Annotated in this window: 10 protein-coding genes and 3 tRNA genes; 9 read left to right on the top strand and 4 right to left on the bottom strand. The window is 63.1% G+C overall.

Annotated features, from left to right (window positions below):
- The first annotated feature begins 12 nt into the window (after positions 1-12).
- The 3 genes from H9K75_RS21975 to H9K75_RS21965 all read left to right on the top strand — a co-directional run bounded on the left by H9K75_RS21975 (position 13) and on the right by H9K75_RS21965 (position 570).
- Positions 13-97 (top strand) — tRNA-Leu (locus H9K75_RS21975).
- Positions 98-256: 159 nt separating this feature from the next.
- Positions 257-341: transfer RNA gene (locus H9K75_RS21970), tRNA-Leu, on the top strand.
- 144 nt (positions 342-485) lie between these two features.
- A tRNA-Leu gene (locus H9K75_RS21965) sits at positions 486-570 on the top strand.
- A gap of 162 nt (positions 571-732) precedes the next feature.
- On the opposite strand, the gene H9K75_RS21960 is transcribed toward H9K75_RS21965, so the two are convergent.
- Together H9K75_RS21960 and H9K75_RS21955 are read right to left on the bottom strand one after the other, a co-directional pair.
- The gene (locus H9K75_RS21960) at positions 733-3,429 is read right to left on the bottom strand and encodes a DUF349 domain-containing protein (RefSeq protein WP_187724140.1); all 2,697 of its coding nucleotides are present in this window, start codon (positions 3,427-3,429) and stop codon (positions 733-735) included.
- A 205-nt stretch (positions 3,430-3,634) separates the two neighbouring features.
- Positions 3,635-7,459 (bottom strand): DUF748 domain-containing protein, encoded by a 3,825-nt coding sequence (locus tag H9K75_RS21955; protein ID WP_187724139.1) that lies wholly within the window; start codon positions 7,457-7,459, stop codon positions 3,635-3,637.
- Between the two features lie 808 nt (positions 7,460-8,267).
- Here H9K75_RS21955 and H9K75_RS21950 point away from each other — a divergent pair.
- The 5 genes from H9K75_RS21950 (at position 8,268) to H9K75_RS21930 (ending at position 15,423) form a co-directional block, all read left to right on the top strand.
- Positions 8,268-9,176 (top strand): lytic transglycosylase domain-containing protein, encoded by a 909-nt coding sequence (locus tag H9K75_RS21950; protein WP_187724138.1) that lies wholly within the window; start codon positions 8,268-8,270, stop codon positions 9,174-9,176.
- Positions 9,177-9,458: 282 nt separating this feature from the next.
- On the top strand, positions 9,459-10,703 hold the full coding sequence (gene glyA / locus H9K75_RS21945) for a serine hydroxymethyltransferase (protein WP_187724137.1): 1,245 nt from the start codon (positions 9,459-9,461) through the stop codon (positions 10,701-10,703).
- Between the two features lie 30 nt (positions 10,704-10,733).
- Positions 10,734-11,189: a transcriptional regulator NrdR gene (gene nrdR, locus H9K75_RS21940; RefSeq protein ID WP_187724136.1), complete on the top strand. Its 456-nt coding sequence runs from the start codon at positions 10,734-10,736 to the stop codon at positions 11,187-11,189.
- A gap of 190 nt (positions 11,190-11,379) precedes the next feature.
- Positions 11,380-12,606 carry an ABC transporter substrate-binding protein gene (locus tag H9K75_RS21935; protein ID WP_187724135.1) on the top strand — a complete coding sequence of 409 codons (1,227 nt, stop codon included), beginning with the start codon at positions 11,380-11,382 and terminating at the stop codon, positions 12,604-12,606.
- 150 nt (positions 12,607-12,756) lie between these two features.
- On the top strand, positions 12,757-15,423 hold the full coding sequence (locus tag H9K75_RS21930) for a LuxR C-terminal-related transcriptional regulator (protein ID WP_187724134.1): 2,667 nt from the start codon (positions 12,757-12,759) through the stop codon (positions 15,421-15,423).
- Between the two features lie 9 nt (positions 15,424-15,432).
- On the opposite strand, the gene H9K75_RS21925 is transcribed toward H9K75_RS21930, so the two are convergent.
- On the bottom strand, positions 15,433-16,578 hold the full coding sequence (locus H9K75_RS21925; protein ID WP_187724133.1) for an acyl-CoA dehydrogenase family protein: 1,146 nt from the start codon (positions 16,576-16,578) through the stop codon (positions 15,433-15,435).
- Positions 16,579-16,612: 34 nt separating this feature from the next.
- Positions 16,613-17,695, bottom strand: coding sequence for a CaiB/BaiF CoA transferase family protein (locus H9K75_RS21920; protein ID WP_187724132.1), 1,083 nt, complete (start codon positions 17,693-17,695; stop codon positions 16,613-16,615).
- Between the two features lie 193 nt (positions 17,696-17,888).
- Between H9K75_RS21920 and H9K75_RS21915 the strand changes: the two genes are divergently transcribed.
- Entirely contained in the window at positions 17,889-19,511 is a 1,623-nt protein-coding gene (locus H9K75_RS21915; protein WP_187724131.1) for a long-chain-fatty-acid--CoA ligase, read from the top strand.
- Positions 19,512-19,518 lie beyond the last annotated feature (7 nt).

Genomic DNA, 19,518 nt, shown 5'->3' with positions numbered 1-19,518 from the left:
CTTTCCTGAAATGCCCAGGTGGCGGAATTGGTAGACGCACTAGTTTCAGGTACTAGCGAGTAACATCGTGGAGGTTCGAGTCCTCTCCTGGGCACCAAGTTTAACGACTATGGACGGCGAGCCGCTGAAAATGAAGCGGCTTTTTTATTTTTCAGGAAACTTTCTTCGCTGCCTTGCAAGAGGCACCGATCAAGGAATGTATGCAGGCAGCAAATTCTGAACGGAATTTGAAGCCTGGCTTCCAGACCTTTTGCAGGCCCAGATGGCGGAATTGGTAGACGCACTAGTTTCAGGTACTAGCGAGTAACATCGTGGAGGTTCGAGTCCTCTTCTGGGCACCACATTCAGAAACCCGATCATGCTCCCGTGTGATCGGGTTTTTCGTTTTTCGCGCCGTGCAGAGCGCGCGCCCGCTGCGTCGATTTCAGGTACCCGCCTGCTCCGACACGCCAGAAATTCACGCTATAATTTCCGCTTCCCTGAAAGCCCAGATGGCGGAATTGGTAGACGCACTAGTTTCAGGTACTAGCGAGTAACATCGTGGAGGTTCGAGTCCTCTTCTGGGCACCAGACATGTAAAGCCGTTGAACGCAGGTTCAACGGCTTTTTTCATTGCGCCACGACAGCCCGCGAGCCTTTCGCGGACACCGCCATCGTGAGAACAAAAAAAAGCCCCGCAAGCACAGGGCCTGCCGGGCGTTGTGTCGAACCCTCTCTCAAGGTCCGTCGCGCTTACTTCTTGAGCAGCACCTTGAGCGCATTCTGAAGGCGCCGTGCCGTGGTTTCGTCGCTTGCGGAAGCCAGCACGCTGGCGACGTCCTTGCCCCAGGTTTCCTGCGGCGAAGGATCATTGCGGCGCGTGAGCAACTGCAACTGATAGGCGCGGCGCGCGGTGATCTGGTCGGCGGGCGTCGGAACGTCCGCAGCGATCTCAAGGCGCAGCAGCGCGTTGGTGTCGACGGGCTTCGCCTCGGAACCAAGCGCCTGCGCCCAGGCGCTGCGCACTGCGGGTTGCAGCCGGCCGAGTTCCTGAGCGGACGGCAATTTTTCCGCATCGCGCCCTTCCCAGGCCGAGAGCAAACGCGTGAGCGTCTCGCCATGTGCCTGAGCGGCCAGCTTGCGCAGCGCATTCTGTGCGTGATCCAGCGCGTCGCGCTGCGCACGGAAGGCGGAATCGCCCAGGCGAGGCGCGCGTGGCGCGTCATCGTCCCGTCCACGACCACCGCGTGCATCGCGACCATCACGCGAGAAGCGCGCATCGCCACGGTCACCACGGTCGTTGCGATCACCCCGACCACCACGATCATTGCGCTCGCCGGGGCGGCCAGGGCGACCCGTCGGTGCGGCAGCCGCGGGCCTGTTGGCACCGGGACGGTCGTCGCCACGAACCGCCACCACCGGGCGCACCGGCTTTGCCGCAGCAGGTTTGGCTTCGGCCTCGGCGTCACCGCTCCCGGCAGCCGCGGCGTCGTCGGGCGCGGCGTTTTCTGCGGGAGCAGCTTCTGCCGAGACACCGCCGTCGGCGGCGGCAGCAGCAGCCGCATTCGCCGCTTCGGAATTTCTCATCGCGGCATCGAGCGCATCCATCGCAGAGCGAATGGCCTGCACATCACCCGAGGCATTGGCGGCTTCGAGCGCCTTGGCAGCATCGAGCACTGCCTTGTCACGCGCGCTCAGTTCGGCGGACTGACGATCACGGTCAGCGCTCTTGCGCTGGAAGGCGTCGTCGATGGGCTTGCGGAACGCATCCCAGAGCTTCTGCTCGCGCTTGCGATCCAGCGGCACGGATTGCGCCTCGGCCTGCCAGCGCTGCTGCAACGCCTTGACGGCATCGATGCGCAGCATCGGCGCGGCGCTCAATTCGGCGGATTCCTGGATCATCGCCTGACGACGGTCCAGGCTTTGTTTCTGCTCGGTTTCCAGCGGGCGGGCGGCATCGCCGAACACCTGCTTCCACAGTGGCTGCAATTCGGCAAACACCTTTTCACTGACGTGACCACCATTGCGCCAACGTTCGCTGAACTGATGCAGCGCACGGCTCATGGCCTTCCAGTCGGTCGATGCGGCATGCGCGGCAGTCCAGGCCTTGACCTCCTCGACCAGGGCCATGCGTGCACCCTTGTGCTCCGCAGCTTCGGCGCGCACCTTGTCGAGCCAGTCTTCGACCACCTTGTGCGCGGCGTTGCAGGCCTCGTCAAAACGCTTCCACAGCGCGTGGTTGGCCGGAGCGCCCTGATCGGACGCCTTCCATTGCTCGCGCAGTTGACGCAGCGTTTCCTGCATCTTGCGGCCGCCAAGCTCCTGACCTTCGGGACGCTTGAGCAGCGCTTCGGCGCGGTTGACCAGGTCTTCACGAACCTGATCGGCGCTCCAGCGCTGCCAGCCTTCGAGTTCGCCCGCAGCGATCAAGGCGGCATTGACCTTTTGCTCCAGCTCGCCATCCACGTGACGGCCATTGGCCTTCAAAACGGTGCGCAGCGCGGCAGCCGCACCGATGCTGGCCTTGCCGTGGCCTTCCGCAGTTTCCTGCTCGAGCTTGGCAAGCGCCTCGCGCACCACGCTCTGCGCCTTTTTGCGGACTTCGGGATCGACCTTGGGCTTGGCCGCCTCCTGCGCCGACTTGGCGGCATGGGCGTCGGCTTCGGTCGGCTGCCCACGCAGCACGCGGATTTCATCGGCCCAGACCTGCACCGACGGCATCGGCGCGTCGGCGCTGGCTGCGGCAGCGGTGGTCTGCGCGAGTGCCGACTTGAACGCATCCCAGACCGCCAGCAGTTGGGTGCGCGAGCTCTCCAGCATCGGCGGGAAGCGCGCTTCCACGCTCGCCCAAGAAGCGTCGTTCATGAGTTCCTGGGCATGTTCCTGCCAGCGGTTCACGTCGGCCGTCAGGTTGTCGAGTGCCGCTTCGGCATCGCGAAAGGACTTGGTCGACAGCACCTCGATGCGCTGCGCCAGCAGCACGGCCGTCTCGCGCTGCACCTGCACGCGGTGCTGCAGGTCCTCGATGACCTTGACGCGGTCGGCAATCTGCGTCTTGAGCGCCGACAGCGGCTCGCGCGACAGCGGAGCGCCCGCCTTCGCGGCATCGCGCTGCCAGGCCAGTGCATCGGCAATCGACAGACGCGACGCACCCAGCAGCGCGTTTGCCTTGTCGGCCCACTCGGCGGCAATCGCTTCCTGCCCCTGCATGCGCTTGATTTCGTCGAGACGCTCGCGCACGGCACGCGCAGCGCCCTTGTCGCGAGCGCTCAATTCCTTGAACACTTCCTGCAATTGCTCCTGCGCAGGTTGCGTGGCCAGCCATTCACGAATACGTGAAGCGCGCTCGCCGGACGTGGCGGCCGAAAAAGCCCCGCCGGTCAATGCATCAAGCGGATGGGGTTCACTGGCTTTGGCGGGAGCAGGTGCCGCCTCTGGTGCGTCGGACATTTTTTTGCGAGAAGAAAAAGGAAACATGAAACCTATTGGAAATGAATTTGGCCGATGCAGCTATATCGCCCGTTGAGGGCCCCCCGCTGCCAGCCTGCGTAGTTTCGCCAAGGCGCTATTTTGACGCGGTTTTGACCCGACCCTTTTCGGGACACCATTTTGGCCGTCGGCATTGGGGTTGCCGACGGCCACGGAACCCTCGAAATCATTGTGTGGCGAGCTTGAGTTCAGCCTTGGGAGACCACTTGGTATCCGCTGCCTGATCACCCTGCAACTTGCCCGCACCGACGAACAGGCGGTCAATCGGCACGTTCTGGCTGGCCAGATAGTCGCGCACCGCCACGCCGCGCTGCAGGGCGAGTTCCTGCGCGGCATTGTCCTGCAACTGCAGGTTCTCGAGCAACAGCGCCTCCATCTCGGCGGTGGGCAGATCCTTGGCGAGACCCACCATGTTGCGCGGCTTCTTGACGTCGGCGCGCTTGTAGGTTTCTTTCAGAAGCTCGGCGTATTCGCCGGGCGCGACGGCGACGACATCCTTCGTATCGCCACCATCGCGAGAGACCTTGCGGCGCTTTTGCGCCAGCACCATGGCATTCAGGCGTTCACGCTTGATGGCCGCCTTCTCGGACTCCGCATCGGCCCAGCCGACCACCGTCATCTTGAGCGCAGGTCGATCTGTCAGCGCCTTGGCGACCTTGTCGAGCTGCTCCTGCGCCGACTTATTGAGCGCCGCACTGCCCGCGTCGAACGGCACCGAGCCTTGCTCATCGCCGCCACTGAAAGCGCCCGCCAACAGTGAGAACGGTGCCGTCACGGCCTTCATGATGAGATTGCCGATGACCTTCAAGATGACGCCGCCGAGGCTGAACTCCGGGTCGTTGAGCGAGCCGCTGATCGGCAGATCCACGTCGATCACACCATTGCGGTCCGCCAGCAGCGCCACGGCCAGACGCACCGGCAGGCTCGCGGGCGCGCCCTTGACCTCCTCGCCAAACGCGAGCTGTTTCAGGATGAGCTTGTTGCTTGCGGTGAGCTGGCCGCTCGGATCGATCTTGTAGGCCACATCCATGCTGAGCTTGCCGCGCTCTATGCCATGCCCTGCGTACTTGATGCTGTAGGGCGAGAGCGGCGGCAGTTCGAGGTCGCGCATGCGCGCCTTGACGTCGAGCGCCAGGGGCTTGGCCAGCGGATTGATCTTGCCCGACACATCGACCGCCGCCGTGCCTTCGGCCTTGCCGCTCAGTTGCAGGTCGGCCATGTCAAAACTCTCCGCGCCTGCGGGACGCACCGACGAGAACGCGCTCAGGCGGCCATTGAGTTCGGTGAGATCGGTCGAATAGTTCGGCTTGACGAAGTGGTCGGTGAAATACATCGCGCCACGCACCAGATTCACAGGGCCGAAACGGATGACGGGTGCCATTGGATCGGGGGCCTGTGCGGGGGGAGCAACCTGGGCGACCTGCTTGCCGCCCCTGGTCGCGGCGGCGTCGGTCTTCTTGTCGCCCGCGCCCTTGGCATCGCCCTCGGCGGCAACCGGCTGCCCCTGAATGTCCTGCAAATTGATGCGACCGTTTTCCTGCACGATCACGCGTGCGAAAAAGTCGCTGAGCGTGGTTTCCGCCACGTCCAGAGCCAGCGGCTTGCCCGGTGCCATCTCGACGGCCAATCCCTTGAGCGCGAGCGCCTTCCAGTTCAACAAATCCTCTGCATCACGGCCAGACGCCAGTCCCCTGTCCTGCGCGCCGCCGGTACGCGCGGCACGAACGCGAACGTCGTCGAGTCCGGCATTGCCCTTCACGCTGGCGGTCGGCCCCTTGTCGCCCATGAGCAGCTTCACGTCGCCGTTGAAGCTGCCGTCGGCGCGCACCAGACGAACGTTCAAATCCTTGGGCAGATAGGGCTGGGCCACCTGCAGCGGCAACGCCGTCGCCTGCACCTTGCCGTTGAGCGTCAATGGCTCGAGGCCCGCATGGCCCTCATAGCGCAGGCTGCCGGGCTCCGCACGGCCCGAGCCGGCAATGCGCGCCGACACCTGCACCGGGAAAACGCCGCCCTTCTTCGAGGGAAACGAAAAATCACGCACCTGGGCCTGCAAGGCATTCACGCGCAGCAGCATGGGCTGGGCATTTGCCGCATCGCGCACGACCACCGCGCCGTCCTTCAGATCGACCTCGCCCAGCACAACCGTCCAGGCCGATTCGGCGGCGGCCTGGTCTTTCTTGTCGCCGGATCCATCCGGCGCGGTCTTCGACGCAACCAGCCAGTCCTCATACATCAGCCTGCCATCCTGCGCACGCTCCACGTAGACGCGGGGCTGAACCAGCGAGAGCTTGCCCAGCGACACGTTGCGGCGCGACAGATCGACGAGCGTGTTTTGCAGTTCCAGCGCGCCCAATTCAATCAACGTGTCGCGCCTTGCTCCAGGAACTCCGGCAGCCACCAGCGTGCGGCAACGCTCTGCTGACGCGGTGCAGGTCAAAGCCGCATCCTTGATCGAGCCCTGGCCGATGTTCGCGATCAGGCGTTCGCCGTTGCGAGCCAGCCCTAAATCCAGATCGAGCTGCCCACCGACACGCGCCGCAACGATGCCCGCGAGATATGGCGTTGCCCAGTCGAGCGGCAGCCCGCGCAGGCTCGCTGCCACCTTGGCCTGTTCAAGATCGGCACTGCCCTCGAAGCCCAGCGTTGCCGGGTTTTTCACCGCGCCACCCGAAGCATTCAGCGGCGTGATTTCGGTCTTGCCGTTGAACTGCACGGGTTGCTTCATGGGCCAGTGAATGGCGCGCGCGTCGAGCTGCAGGTTCTGTAGATTGAAATGCGCAGGCTCCCCGGTGACCGCCTCATCGCGCCAATCGATCACACCGTTGCGCAAGCCGACCTGATCGACCTGCACATTCCACTCGGGCTGTACGCCGGCCTTCCCCGCCGCCGACTTGCTCGGCCCGGAAGCCGGGGCGTTGGTTTCTCTCGCCCGCCTGGGCTTTTCGCCGGACGCCGCCATGCCCGGAATTTCCAGTTGCCCCGACTTGTCACGCCGAAGCGCAAAGCGCGGCTTGTCCCACCGCAGCGACGCGACATGCACCACGCCCTTGAGCGGCTGCATGTCGGCCAGCGCCACATCCAGCCGGTCGAATGAGGCCAGTTCCTTCGCACCGACATCGGACACCTTCACCTCGCGCAGCGCCAGCTTGCCGCTTACGCCGACCTTGGCCGTGTCCTTCTGCTCGAACGCAAGCCGCAGGTCTGCGTCGAGCAAACCGGCATTGAGCTGGACCGGCACCGACTTCGGGATATAGACCGCGAACGGCGCGAGATCGAAACCATCGATCCTGAAACTCGCATCGGCCTGCCGCGTGTCGGCAAATGGCGTGGCCTGCGCGACGGACTCGAACGGGCTGCCGTTGAGCGCGAACGCCAGTCGCGGCGTGACCTTGACCTCGCGGTCGGCATTGAGATTGCTCAGGAAGGGAATGCTCAGGTCGAGCTTGTCGAGCGACTGCTTGCGGCCCACGACGCGATCATCGAACTCCACCGAGCCGCCTCGCAGCACGATGTTGTAGAGGGCGAAACGCTGCGGTTCGCCCGTCTTTTCCTCGTCCTTGGGCTTTGCGCGCTCGGCAATGCGCTTGAGGACATCGTCGAAATCGAACTGTCCTTGCGCCAGATGCGCAACGCGCAGCTTCGGCGTGTCGACCTCGATGGCGTCGAGCACCGGAGCAAGCCGCAGCAGGGACTGGGCTGCGGCATCTATATATATGCGGCCAATCTCCACTTGCCTCGATGCTCCGTCCGCGCTGGCAATCGACACATCGTGCACCGAGAGCTGAAGCGCCCATGGCTTGAACCGGACTTCTCCGACCTTGACCGCGCGTCCCAGAAATTCCGAGCCATAGCGCTCAACACTGCTGCGAAGCAGCGGCGGAACGGCCAGCCAGAGAATCACGCCCAGCAACACCACGGCAAGCGCCAGCCACGTGATGCGCCTGAGCCACTTGTGGGATCGGAAGATGGCAAGCGGCGTTCGGCTCACGCTTGGGCGGTGCTCTCAGAGGTCATATCGTGATTGCATCAGAAATTGGCACTCTTGTTTTGTAAACAAGCGCAAAAATGCTGTGGCCACCTTGATGCAGGGCTGGCAGATGCGCCGGTGCGGCCCACAAACAAATAAGCCCGGTGATCAGCGTAACCGATCACCGGGTTCGATGGCTGACACAACGGTCCTTGCCATCAGTTTCGCCATCTGGGGAGAGTTGCGTCCCCGTGGCGGAGAGCAAGAGATTGCTCTCAAAGGTGCCTTCTGGACTGGTTTTACCCGGGTGGCACTGCGTGCCGCGTCTCAGGCAAAACGCTGATCCTTTCAGCGATGCACTGCATCAAGCAGGCAACTTGAATCTACGCCTTCAGCATCGGAATTGCCATGTTTTTCTCTCAATCAAATCTACATGACGATTGAAAGTTTCTTTTTACAACAACTTTCTCGGATCGTTGCGAGCGGCAACATTTTCGGCTGGGAAGCCCGCAAATACGAAAAACTGATGAAATACACAGTCGTTGTTAGACAATTAAATTCTAACAAATAGTTTTTTTAGTATTGACCTAGAATTTAGGGAACTCCTAGAATCCGCCATTCACTAAAAAAACGGGTTTACCCCAACCCGCCCCCCTGCTGCCATTTCGGCTTTAGTCAGTTCGTCTTTCCTCATCTACACACCCAGGTAGGCGAGCCAGACCCGGAACTTGACCCCATCCAGGCGAAGAAGCCTGGTAAGAACCGTGCGTGATGACGACGCCGGTTGCTTGACTCAGGAATCATTCTTCAACTAGAGAAAGGAAAGCTTGTGACAGCTTCAGGATCATCAGTGCTCGCGGGCATTCGTACCTTTGCTTCAGACGTCGCCGACGGTTTCATGGAGCTGACCCATAGCAGCTTCGCCCTCATCGGTCTGAGCGTCGCATTCGTGTGCATCACGCTGGCAGCACGTCCTGATTTGCGCAACATGGGAGAAGACCACCTTCGCGCCTGGCTCTACGAGCGCCATGTCGCGGCCATCGGCTCGCCCATCGAGCCCGGCGCCGTGGATCGCGCCACCGCGACCAATCCCAAGGACTTGCCACGCGAGCAGGCCAAGGTTGCGTACTGGCTGAGCAAGAAATACCGCGTCGCGCCGGAGCCGATTGCGGCGCTGGTGTCGGAGGCCTACTCCATCGGCTCGCGCACCAAGCTCGACCCGACCCTGATCCTGGCCATCATGGCCATCGAATCCAGCTTCAATCCGTTTGCACAAAGCGCAGTCGGCGCACAGGGCCTGATGCAGGTGATGACCCGTGTGCACAACGACAAGTACGACGATTTCGGCGGCAATCACGCCGCGTTCGACCCGGTGACCAATATGCGCGTGGGCGTCAAGGTGCTCCAGGAGTGCATTGCACGTGCCGGTTCGCTCGAGGGCGGCCTGCGCTACTACGTCGGCGCTGCCAACCTGCCCGATGATGGCGGATACGCCACCAAGGTGCTGTCCGAGCACTTCCGCCTGCGTCAGGTCGCCAACGGCCAGAACATACCCACCACGGCTGTGACGCCCGCACCGATTCCCGCCCCAAGCCCGCACCGGCGCAGTCGCCGATGCTGTCCACCAAGGCCACGGCACCTGCCGCCGATACGCCTTCTACGCCCATACCGGCGAACCTCCCCGCAGCCATCGAGTCCGAAGCTCCTGCCCAGAGCGCCGAAAAAGTGGCCATGTTGAACCACTGACATCGCGTTCAGCGGCGTCCGCGTCAGTTACACTAGCGGAGTACGCGACTGGCGATAGGCGCGGGCAGATTGCAAACACGCAATGTCCCGCCGCTGACGTGGAATATGCCAGGAGGTGATTCCCTCCTGCAAACCACGGGGAAGCGTGCCGCACGGGCCTATGTGTCGATCGATGATCGATCAGTGTTGTGAGCCTGCTGTGTTCAGCCGTTCGCCTGGGCAGCTCTTGTCGTCGTTCGGCGCAAGGGACTTCCAATGCTGAGGACTGCCATCCATGTATCAACGCAACATTCTTGTCGAACAGACCGACCCCGAACTTTTCGCCGCCATTCAGGCCGAAAACCAGCGCCAGGAACAGCACATCGAGCTGATCGCCAGCGAGAACTACGCTTCACCGGCCGCCATGTGGGCGCAGGGCACGCAACTCACCAACAAGTACGCCGAAGGCTATCCCGGCAAGCGCTACTACGGCGGCTGCGAGTTCGTGGACATCGCCGAAAAGCTGGCAATCGACCGCATCAAGGAACTGTTCGGCGCGGACGCCGCCAACGTGCAGCCGCACTGCGGCGCATCGGCCAATGAGGCGGTGTTCCTCGCCTTCCTCAAGCCCGGCGACACCATCATGGGCATGAGCTTGGCCGAAGGCGGTCACCTCACGCACGGCATGCCGCTGAACATGTCCGGCAAGTGGTTCAACGTGGTGTCCTACGGCCTGAACGAGAAGGAAGAGATCGACTACGACAAGATGGAAGCGCTCGCCCGCGAGCACAAACCCAAGCTGATCGTGGCCGGGGCCAGCGCCTATTCGCTCGAAATCGACTTCGCCCGCTTCGCCAAGGTCGCCAAGGAAATCGGCGCGATCTTCATGGTGGACATGGCCCACTACGCCGGCCTGATCGCCGGTGGCCAGTACCCCAACCCGGTCCCGCATGCCGACGTCGTCACCACCACTACCCACAAGAGCCTGCGCGGCCCACGTGGCGGCGTGATCCTGATGAAGGCCGAACATGAAAAGGCCATCAACAGCGCCGTATTCCCCGGCCTGCAAGGCGGCCCGCTGATGCACGTGATTGCGGCCAAGGCAGTCGCATTCAAGGAAGCGCTCTCGCCCGAGTTCAAGGACTACGCGAAGCAGGTGAAGCTGAACGCCAAGGTGATCGCCGAAACCCTCACCCAACGCGGCCTGCGCATCGTGAGCGGCGGCACGCAAAGCCACCTGATGCTCGTGGACCTGCGCGCCAAGGGCATCACCGGCAAGGAAGCCGAGGCCGTGCTGGGCGCGGCCCACATGACCATCAACAAGAACGCGATCCCCAACGATCCGGAAAAGCCCATGGTCACCAGCGGCGTCCGCATCGGCTCGCCCGCCATGACCACGCGCGGCTTCAAGGAAGAAGAAGCCCGCATCACGGCCAACCTGATCGCCGACGTGCTGGACAACCCGCGTGACGAGGCCAACATCGCCGCGGTGCGCGAGAAGGTCCACGCACTCACGTCGCGCTTCCCGGTCTACCGTTGATCATTCGCACGGCAACGCCAGGCCACTGACATGAAATGCCCCTTCTGCGGACACCCGGACACCCAGGTGGCTGAGACCCGCGTATCCGAAGATGGGGATTTCATCCGCCGCCGCCGCCGCTGCGGCGCGTGCGACAAGCGTTTCACCACCTACGAACGCCCCGAAGTCAACTTCCCCACCATCGTCAAGAAGGACGGTCGCCGCGTGGAGTTCGATCACCAGAAGCTGCACGGCTCATTCAAGCTCGCGCTGCGCAAGCGCCCGGTGAGCACCGAGCAGATCGACAACGCCATCGAACGCATCGAGGAAAAGTTGCTCAATCTGGGCCAGCGCGAAATACTCTCGGCACGCCTGGGTGAACTGGTCATGCGCGAATTGAAGAAACTCGACAAGGTCGCCTACATCCGCTTCGCAAGCGTCTACCGCAGCTTTGAAGACATCGATGAATTCAGGGCGCTGGTGGATGAAGTGCGGCCGCAGAAATAGTTCGCCTTCGATTCGCCGACCTGCCCGTCTCGGCCCATTCGGGTAAATGCGTAGCCCTCGCACTGCAAGATCGTCCGATAAGACGATTCACTCGTCGCACATGCGTGTTGAACAATGGCTGACAGATAGATAGACAGGCGCAGGTTCAGGCCGCTTGTTCAGCCACTTCAACAATGCAGGAGACAAACGCATGCCGGGTTCCACCCTTTCCCCTTTTCGCGCGCTGACCGCCGCAATGCTGCTGGCCGGAGCCGCAAGCCACGCTGCTGCCCAAGGCGTTTCCGATGGCGAGGTTCGCATCGGGGTGCTGACCGATCTCTCGGGCGTGTACTCGGACGCGAGCGGCAGAGGTTCCGTGCTTGCCGCGCAGATGGCAATCGATGACTTCGTCGCGCAGAACAAGCCGAACTTCAAGGTCAAGCTGCTGTCCGCTGACATGCAGCTCAAGCCCGACGTCGGCGCATCCATCGCACGCACCTGGTTCGACCGCGAGGGCGTGGACATGATCACCGACCTGCCTTCATCGGCCGTCACGCTGGCCGTGATGAATCTGGCCGCCGAGAAAAACAAGGTCGTCATCCCCACCGGCCCAGCCTCGCTGCGCATCACCAACGACGACTGCAACGAGACCACGATTCACTGGGCCTACGACGAGTATTCGCAGGGTCAGGGCACGGCCCGCGCGATCACGGAATCCGGCAAGAAGACCTGGTATTTCATCGAAGCCGACTACGCGGGCGGCAAGGCGCTGCGCAGCGGTTTCGAGGAAGCCATCAAGGGAGCAGGCGGCACGGTGCTGGGCTCGTCCAAACACCCGCTGGGTGCCGGCGACTTCTCCTCGCAGATCGTGCAGGCGCAAGCCTCCAAGGCCGACGTGATCGGTCTGGCCAACGCCGCAGGCGACACCGCCAACCTGATCAAGCAGACCGCCGAATTCGGCGTCACGCCCAAGCAGGTGCTGGCCGCATCGCTCATTCACATCACGGACATCCATGCGCTTGGCCTCAAGACCGCCAAAGGATTGTTTCTGACGGACGGCTTCTACTGGGATCGCAACGACACATCGCGTGCCTGGGCCCAGCGATTCTTCGATCAGCGCAAGAAGATGCCCACCATTGTTCAGGTTGGCACCTACTCCGCCGTGCTCCACTACCTCAAGGGCGTTCAGGCGGCAGGCACGGACGAAGCCAAAGCCACCGTGGCAGCCATGAAGAAGCTTCCGGTCAATGACGTGTTCGCGCAGAACGGCCAGATCCGCGACGATGGCCGCATGGTGCACGACATGTACCTCTACGAAGTGAAGACTCCCGAAGAATCGACGAAGCCCTGGGACTACTACAAACTCAAGGCAGTCATCCCCGCAAGCAAGGCGTTTCGCCCCATCGAGCAAAGCACCTGCAAGCTCGTGAAGAAGTAGTCCGCTCTTTCACTGCGCCGCGCCGCATGTCCCAGCCTGGGCATGCGGCGTTTGCCGTTGTCCAAAGGACTCACGGCGAGGCGGGCGTAGGGACCGGCGTGAACAGCCCCTCGCTTAAACTGCGATCAAGCCGTTTCGTTACCGCTCTCCATGACGTCTTCCCGCATTCCTCACCTCGACACCAAGCTCACGCCGCCAGCGACCACGCCCCATCAGGTAATGCGTCAGCCCGCTGGGCTGGGAGGCACGCACAGCAGTGCGCGCGTGGTGCTGGTGCGGGCTCCGGCGGGGTTCGGCAAGAGCACGGCCATGATGCAGTACTACCGCAGCCTCGAGGCGCAAGGCCAGTCAGTGGCATGGCTCACGCTGGACTCGCAGGACAACGATCTCTCGCGCTTCGTGCACTATCTCGGCGAAATGATGGTGCGCACCGGTATCGCCACGTCGCACCCCTACGGCCCCCTGGAGGCGGTTGACGGCATCGCTATGCATCCGAGCGGCTTCACCTTTTTCATGGACGAACTCGACGCGCTGCGCAGCCCGGCGGTGCTCGGACTGCTGCGCGAGTTGATCGAACGCCTGCCACGTGGTGGCCAGATCGTCGTGGGTTGCCGCAGTTGGCCCGATCTCGGGTTCGGACGATTGCGCGCACGCGGCCAGCTGATCGAAGTCGGGCCACCGCAGTTGCGATTCAGTATCGACGAGACCCGCAGTTTTCTACGCAACCAGTTGGCCACCTTGCCCGAGCACGCCATGCTCACGCTTCACGAGCGATGCGAGGGCTGGGCCACGGGATTGTGGCTGGCATCGCTGGCGCTCCAGCACCGGCCGGACGCGGCAGTCACGCTCGCCGAACGGTTTTCGGGATCGGATCAGGCGCTTGTGGACTATCTGGCCGAAGACGTGCTGGCCCATGAATCGCCCGAAGTGCGCGAATTCCTGTTGCGCACCAGCGTGCTGCGGCACCTGACCGCACCGATCTGTGCCGCACTGTGCCCCGACATCGACTGCGCCGCGATGCTGGAACATCTGTCCACGCGCGGCGTGTTCCTGGCCCGCGTGGGCAATGATCCGCCGACCTGGCGCTACCACAGCCTGTTCGCATCTTTTCTGCGCGCGCGGCTTGAGCAGCGCGGCGCCAACGCCGCGCAAGCCCTGCATCTGGGCGCGTCGCTGGCCTACGAGGCCGAGCGCAGGCCGGTCCCAGCCATCGATCATGCGGTGCTCGCCAACGATCAGCAACGCGCGATCACGCTGCTGTCGATGCATGCGGAATCGTTCCAGGAGCAAGGCCGACTGCGCCTGCTCGACCGCTGGTTCCAGAGCCTGGACGCCGGGTTGCTGCTGATGCATCCACGGCTATGGCATCTCTCACTCTGGGCCAACTGCTTTACGCGTGGCCCGCTGGAGACGCTGTCGCAAATGGGTTTGAGCGATCCCATGCAGGAGCCTGAAGTCACGGCGGAAGGATCATCTGCCTACCTCTCGCTACGGGCCATGCTGCTCGCATTGCTGGACCGCTACGCCGATGCACATGCATTCGGCATGCGAGCGCTTGCCGCGCTCCCCTCCGACCTGCCGTTCGCCGACAGCGCGCTGCTCAACTTGATGGCGAACATTTCCTCCATCCTGGGCGTGCCGGAGGAATCGCGAAAGCTGCTCGACATGGCGCGTTCGCGCTTCGGTGGGAGCGCCTTCAACCGCATGTATGCAGAGTCCCTCGAAGGCATTCTGGATTTGTTCGAAGGTCGCATGCGTCAGGCCTCGGCCCGTTTTCGCATCGCGGTCGAGGCCACGCATCTCGCCACCTTCAACCAAAGCCACGGCAACGCATGGGCTGGCGTACTGCACGCGTTTGCGATGTACGAGGCCAACAAGCTCGACAAGGCCGATCACCTGCTCAACATCTACCTGCCGATGGCGCGCGATGTGGGACTTCCCGATCACATGATCCTTGGGCACTCGCTGCGCGCTCGCCTGGCCTTTCAAGCGGGCGACGTGGACGCCGCACTGCATTCGCTGATGGAGCTGGAGCATCTCGGGCATGTGCGCCATCTTCCGCGCCTGATATCCGCTTCGCACCTGGAGCGCGCACGCATCTACATGCAGCAGGGAAACAGCCAGAGTGCCCACGAGGAACTGAACCGCGCGGCCATGATCACGCAGCCACGTGACCTGCAGAACTCCCGCCTGCTGGCGCAGGACATCGAATACCCGGCACTCGCGCAACTGCGCTGGAACGCCTGCTTTGGTGACGCTGCCGGCGCGCTGATCGAGGCCTCAAGCCGTGCTGCGGAGGCGGAGCGTCACGGTCGCCAGCGTCGCGCGCTCAAGCTGCGCCTGATCCAGGCCATGGCCGAGCACCGCGCCGGTCATCATCAGGAGGCGCTTCAGCGCATCGATGCCCTGCTGCACATCGCCTGTCGCGAAGGCTTCGTGCGCCTGGTGCTCGAAGAGGTTCCGTGGATCAAGCCGCTGTTGTGCAGCTATCTCGCCCGCACGCTGGAGCACGACAGTTCCGACAACGATCCGATCTTCACGGAATACCTCGCGCAGATTCGTGCGGATGCGCAGATCAGCGCCGAACCCGATGCGCTGCAGGACACGCCCACCCCGCTGGCCGAGCCGCTCACGCGCAAGGAGCTTCATGTGCTGCAACTTCTCGCCGAAGGCTATTCCAACAACGCCATCGCGGAAAAGCTGGTGGTCGCCGACACCACGGTGCGCACCCACCTTCGCCACATCAACACCAAGCTGAACGCCACGAGCCGCACCCAGGCCGTGGCGCTTGCACGAAGGCTGCGGCTCATCCTCTGAACCACGGCCTCACATGGCCCGCGCGATGACCTCCTTCATGATCTCGCTCGTGCCGCCGTAGATGCGCTGTATGCGGGTATCGACGTACATGCGACCGATCAGATACTCGTTCATGTAGCCGTAGCCGCCGAACAACTGCACGCATTCATCGACGCAGCGGCCAAGCGCCTCCGACGCCCAGAGCTTCGCCATCGACGCCGTCGTCGCATCCAGTTCGCCGCGCAACTGAAGTTCGATGCATTGGTCGATGAAGGCGCGGCCCACCCGAATCTGCGTGGCCATCTCGGCCAGCTTGAAGCGTGTGTTCTGAAACTCCGCAATCGCCTTTCCAAACGCCTGCCGCTCGCGCACGTATTTCAGCGTGGCCTCGTAGGCACCCTCCATCATCGCGAGTGAATTCACACCGATCAGCAAGCGCTCGAACGAGAGATCGGACATCAGCTGATAAAAGCCCTTGCCCTCCTGTCCACCGAGCAGACAGTCCGCAGGAACGCGCACGTCATCAAAGAACAGCTCCGAGGTGTCCTGCGCCTTCATGCCGATCTTGTCGAGCACACGTCCCACGCGGTATCCAGCGAGTCCCTCGGTCTCCACCGCGAAGATGGAAATCCCTTTGGCTCCTGCCTGCACATCCGTTCGGGCCACCACCAAAACCAGCCCGGCAAGAAATCCGTTGCTGATGAAGGTCTTGGTGCCGTTGAGCAGGTAGTGGTCGCCATCGCGCGTGGCTCGGAGTCGCACGCCTTGCAGGTCCGAACCCGCGCCGGGTTCCGTCATCGCTATCGCGCCGACCAGCTCGCCCTGCGCCATGCGCGAGAGCCAGCGCTGCTTCTGAGCGCTTGTTCCGTGGTTGAGCAGGTAGTGCGCAACGATGCTGTGCACGGCGATGTTCATGCCGGTGAGCGAGCGTCGATAGAGCTCCTCGCCAATCACCGCTTCATGGCGGATGTCGCCTCCACCGCCGCCATACTCGTCCGGGATGTCGGTGCACAGCAAGCCCAATTCACCGGCCTTGCGCCATATCGCATGACCGACATGTCCCTGCTGGCGCGCGGCCTCGTCGCCGGGTTCAAGTTCTTCCTGCATGAAGCGGCTCACGTTCTGCCGAAAAAGCGTTACGTCGGCGTCTTCCCAGGGACGGTTGAATTCAATCATCGGTGATCTTCCCTTGTGTCGATGAGATGCTCGTTCATTGGCTGCGCCAGCGCGTGAGCAGCGTTGTTTCGTCCGCAGGCCTGGGACGCCCAGGTAGCGTGTTGGCATGAGCGCTGAAACGCGGCGCCGGGGCTGGTTGCAGCAACCCGGCATCGGTCTTGAAGGTGCCGCGCGCCACATTGTGCGGATGCGCCGGGGCCTCGTCCCAATCGAGCACCGGCGTAACGCAGGCGTCCGTGCCTTCAAGCAGCAGGCACCACTGCTCGCGCGTGCGCGTGCGAAAGAGATCGGCCAGCCGCACCTTGAGTTTGGGCCACCAGCGGCGATCATTCTGGTGATCGAAGTCGGGCTCGTCCGCCAGACCCATCAGGCGCCGCAACTCGGCATAGAACTGCGGCTCGATCGGCCCCACGGCCAGGTGCTTCCCGTCCGCGCAGACATAGGTGTCGTAGAAATGGGCTCCGCCGTCGAGCAGGTTCTCGCCGCGCTCATTGCTCCAGCTTCCTGCGGTCTTGAACCCATACATCATTGCAGACATTAGCGCCGCTCCGTCGCTCATCGCCGCATCGATCACCTGCCCGCGTCCGGTACGTCGCGCCTCATGAAGGGCACCGAGCACCCCCACGGCCAGCAGCATCGCACCTCCGCCAAAATCACCCACGTAGTTCAACGGAATGGAAGGTTTCTGGTGCGCCGGCCCGACCGCATGCAGAGCGCCGCTGATCGAGATGTAGTTGATGTCGTGGCCAGCGGCATGGGACAGCGGCCCCGTCTGGCCCCAGCCCGTCATGCGCCCGTAGACGAGCGCCGGATTGCGCTCAAGGCATGTGTCCGGCCCAAGCCCCAATCGCTCCATCACGCCCGGTCGGAAGCCTTCAATCAGAATGTCTGCCTGCTCGATGAAGGCGAGTGCGCGGTCGCGTCCCTGCTCGCTGCGCAGATTGAGCGGCAGCACCAGCCGCCCGCGAGCGAGCACGTCATGCGGATCGTCGGGTGTGCCTTCGCGGCAAATGCGCAGCACTTCCGCACCCATGTCGGCCAGCACCATGGCGCAGAAGGGCCCCGGCCCAACACCCTGCATTTCCACCACTTTCAGTCCGTTGAGCGGCCCCGTCATGTCTGCATTCCGTTGTCGTTAGCTGATGAGCAGGCAGTATTGCGCCGGTCGTGCCACGCGGCAATCGTCGCATCCGACGATGCCTGTGTGCAAAGGCGGCCGGGCTACCAAAATCGTCGCTCCGGACGATTGGCAGATGCGGCTGCGAGCGGCATGATCCCGATATAAACAACCGTCACGGAGACAAGTTCTGATGAACTCGCCAAGACTCTCGCACGCCATGGACATCCCCCTGCTACTGAGCAGTCTGCTGCAAGGCGCTGCCCGCCACCACAGGCGCAGCGAGATCGTGTCGGTGATCCAGGGCGAGACCGTTCGGCACACCTATGCCGAATGCGAGCTGCGGGCGCGCAGGCTCGCACAGGCCCTTTTGAATCTGGGCATCCAGCATGGCGAACGCGTGGCCACCCTCGCCTGGAACGACCATCGCCACTACGAGATGTATTTCGGCATCCCCGGTATGGGTGCGATCTGCCACACCATCAATCCGCGTCTGTTCGTCGAGCAAATCACCTACATCGTCAATGACGCGCAGGACGTCGCGCTGTTCTACAGCTCCGACTTTCAGGAGATCGTCGAGAAGATCCGCCCTCAGTGCCCGAGCATCCGCCACTGGATATGCCTGGACAGCGAGTCCGGTGCGGCCACCAGCGCATCGGCTTACGAGCAGTTGCTCGCGGGGCATGACGGAGACATGGCGTGGCCCGGGATCGACGAGCGCTCCGACGCCTTTCTCTGCTACACCTCGGGCACCACCGGCCAGCCCAAGGGCGTGCTGTATACCCACCGCGCCACCGTGATCCACGCCTACGCAGTGTCACTGCCCGACGCGCAGAACGTCTCCGCGCAGAGCGTGCTCATGCCCGTGGTGCCGATGTTCCATGCCAACGCATGGGAGGCACCTTTCGCCGCGACGCTCACGGGCGCGAAGCTGGTGCTGCCCGGCTCGAGGCTCGATGGCGCATCGCTGCACCGGCTCATCGATCAGGAGGGCGTGACGATGTCGATCGGTGTGCCGACGGTGTGGTTCAACGTGCTGTCGTACATGCAGCAGAACAACGTGCGCGTTCCCACGCTCAAGCGCCTGTTGCTTGGCGGCTCGCCCACTCCGCTGTCGATGATCGAGGCATATCACGCTCTCGGCATTCAAGTCACGCAGGGCTGGGGCATGACGGAGACGGCGGCCATGACCACCACCTCGCAGCCGCTTGCCCAGCACCGCGACGTTCCACTTGCCGAGCAGCATCGCACCATCTACCAATCCGCGGGCCGCGCCGTCTCGGGTGCCGACATGCGCACCGTGGACGAACAGGGCCAGGAAATTCCCTGGGGCAGCAGCCAGCCCGGCGAACTGCAGGTCCGCGCGCCGTGGATCATCAAACGCTATTTCAACGCTCCGGCAGACGCCACGACACCCGACGGCTGGCTGCCTACCGGTGACGTGGCACTGATCGATTCCGATGGCTACATGCGGCTCACGGACCGCAGCAAGGATGTCATCAAGTCCGGCGGCGAATGGATCTCGTCCGTCGACCTCGAGAACCTGGCCATCGCCATTCCCGGCGTCTACCTCGCGGCGTGCATTGCGGGCCAGCACGAGCGCTGGGGCGAGCGTCCCATCCTCGTGATCGAGCCGCGCGAACCGGGCCAACTGACGGAGGCCGAGGTGCTGAAGGCCCTCGACGGCCAGATCGCGAAATGGTGGATGCCGGATGCCGTGATCTTCATCGACAAGATGCCGCTCACCGCCACCGGCAAGCTCTCGAAGCTGGAGTTGCGCAAGCGCTTCGGAACCCATCTGCTCAACCGGGCCTGAGCCCATC

The sequence above is a fragment of the Diaphorobacter aerolatus genome, assembly GCF_014489535.1.
GTDB classification, from domain to species: domain Bacteria; phylum Pseudomonadota; class Gammaproteobacteria; order Burkholderiales; family Burkholderiaceae_C; genus Diaphorobacter_A; species Diaphorobacter_A aerolatus.
Note: the sequence above shows the minus strand (reverse complement) of the source record. Positions and strands in the feature narration are given on the sequence as shown.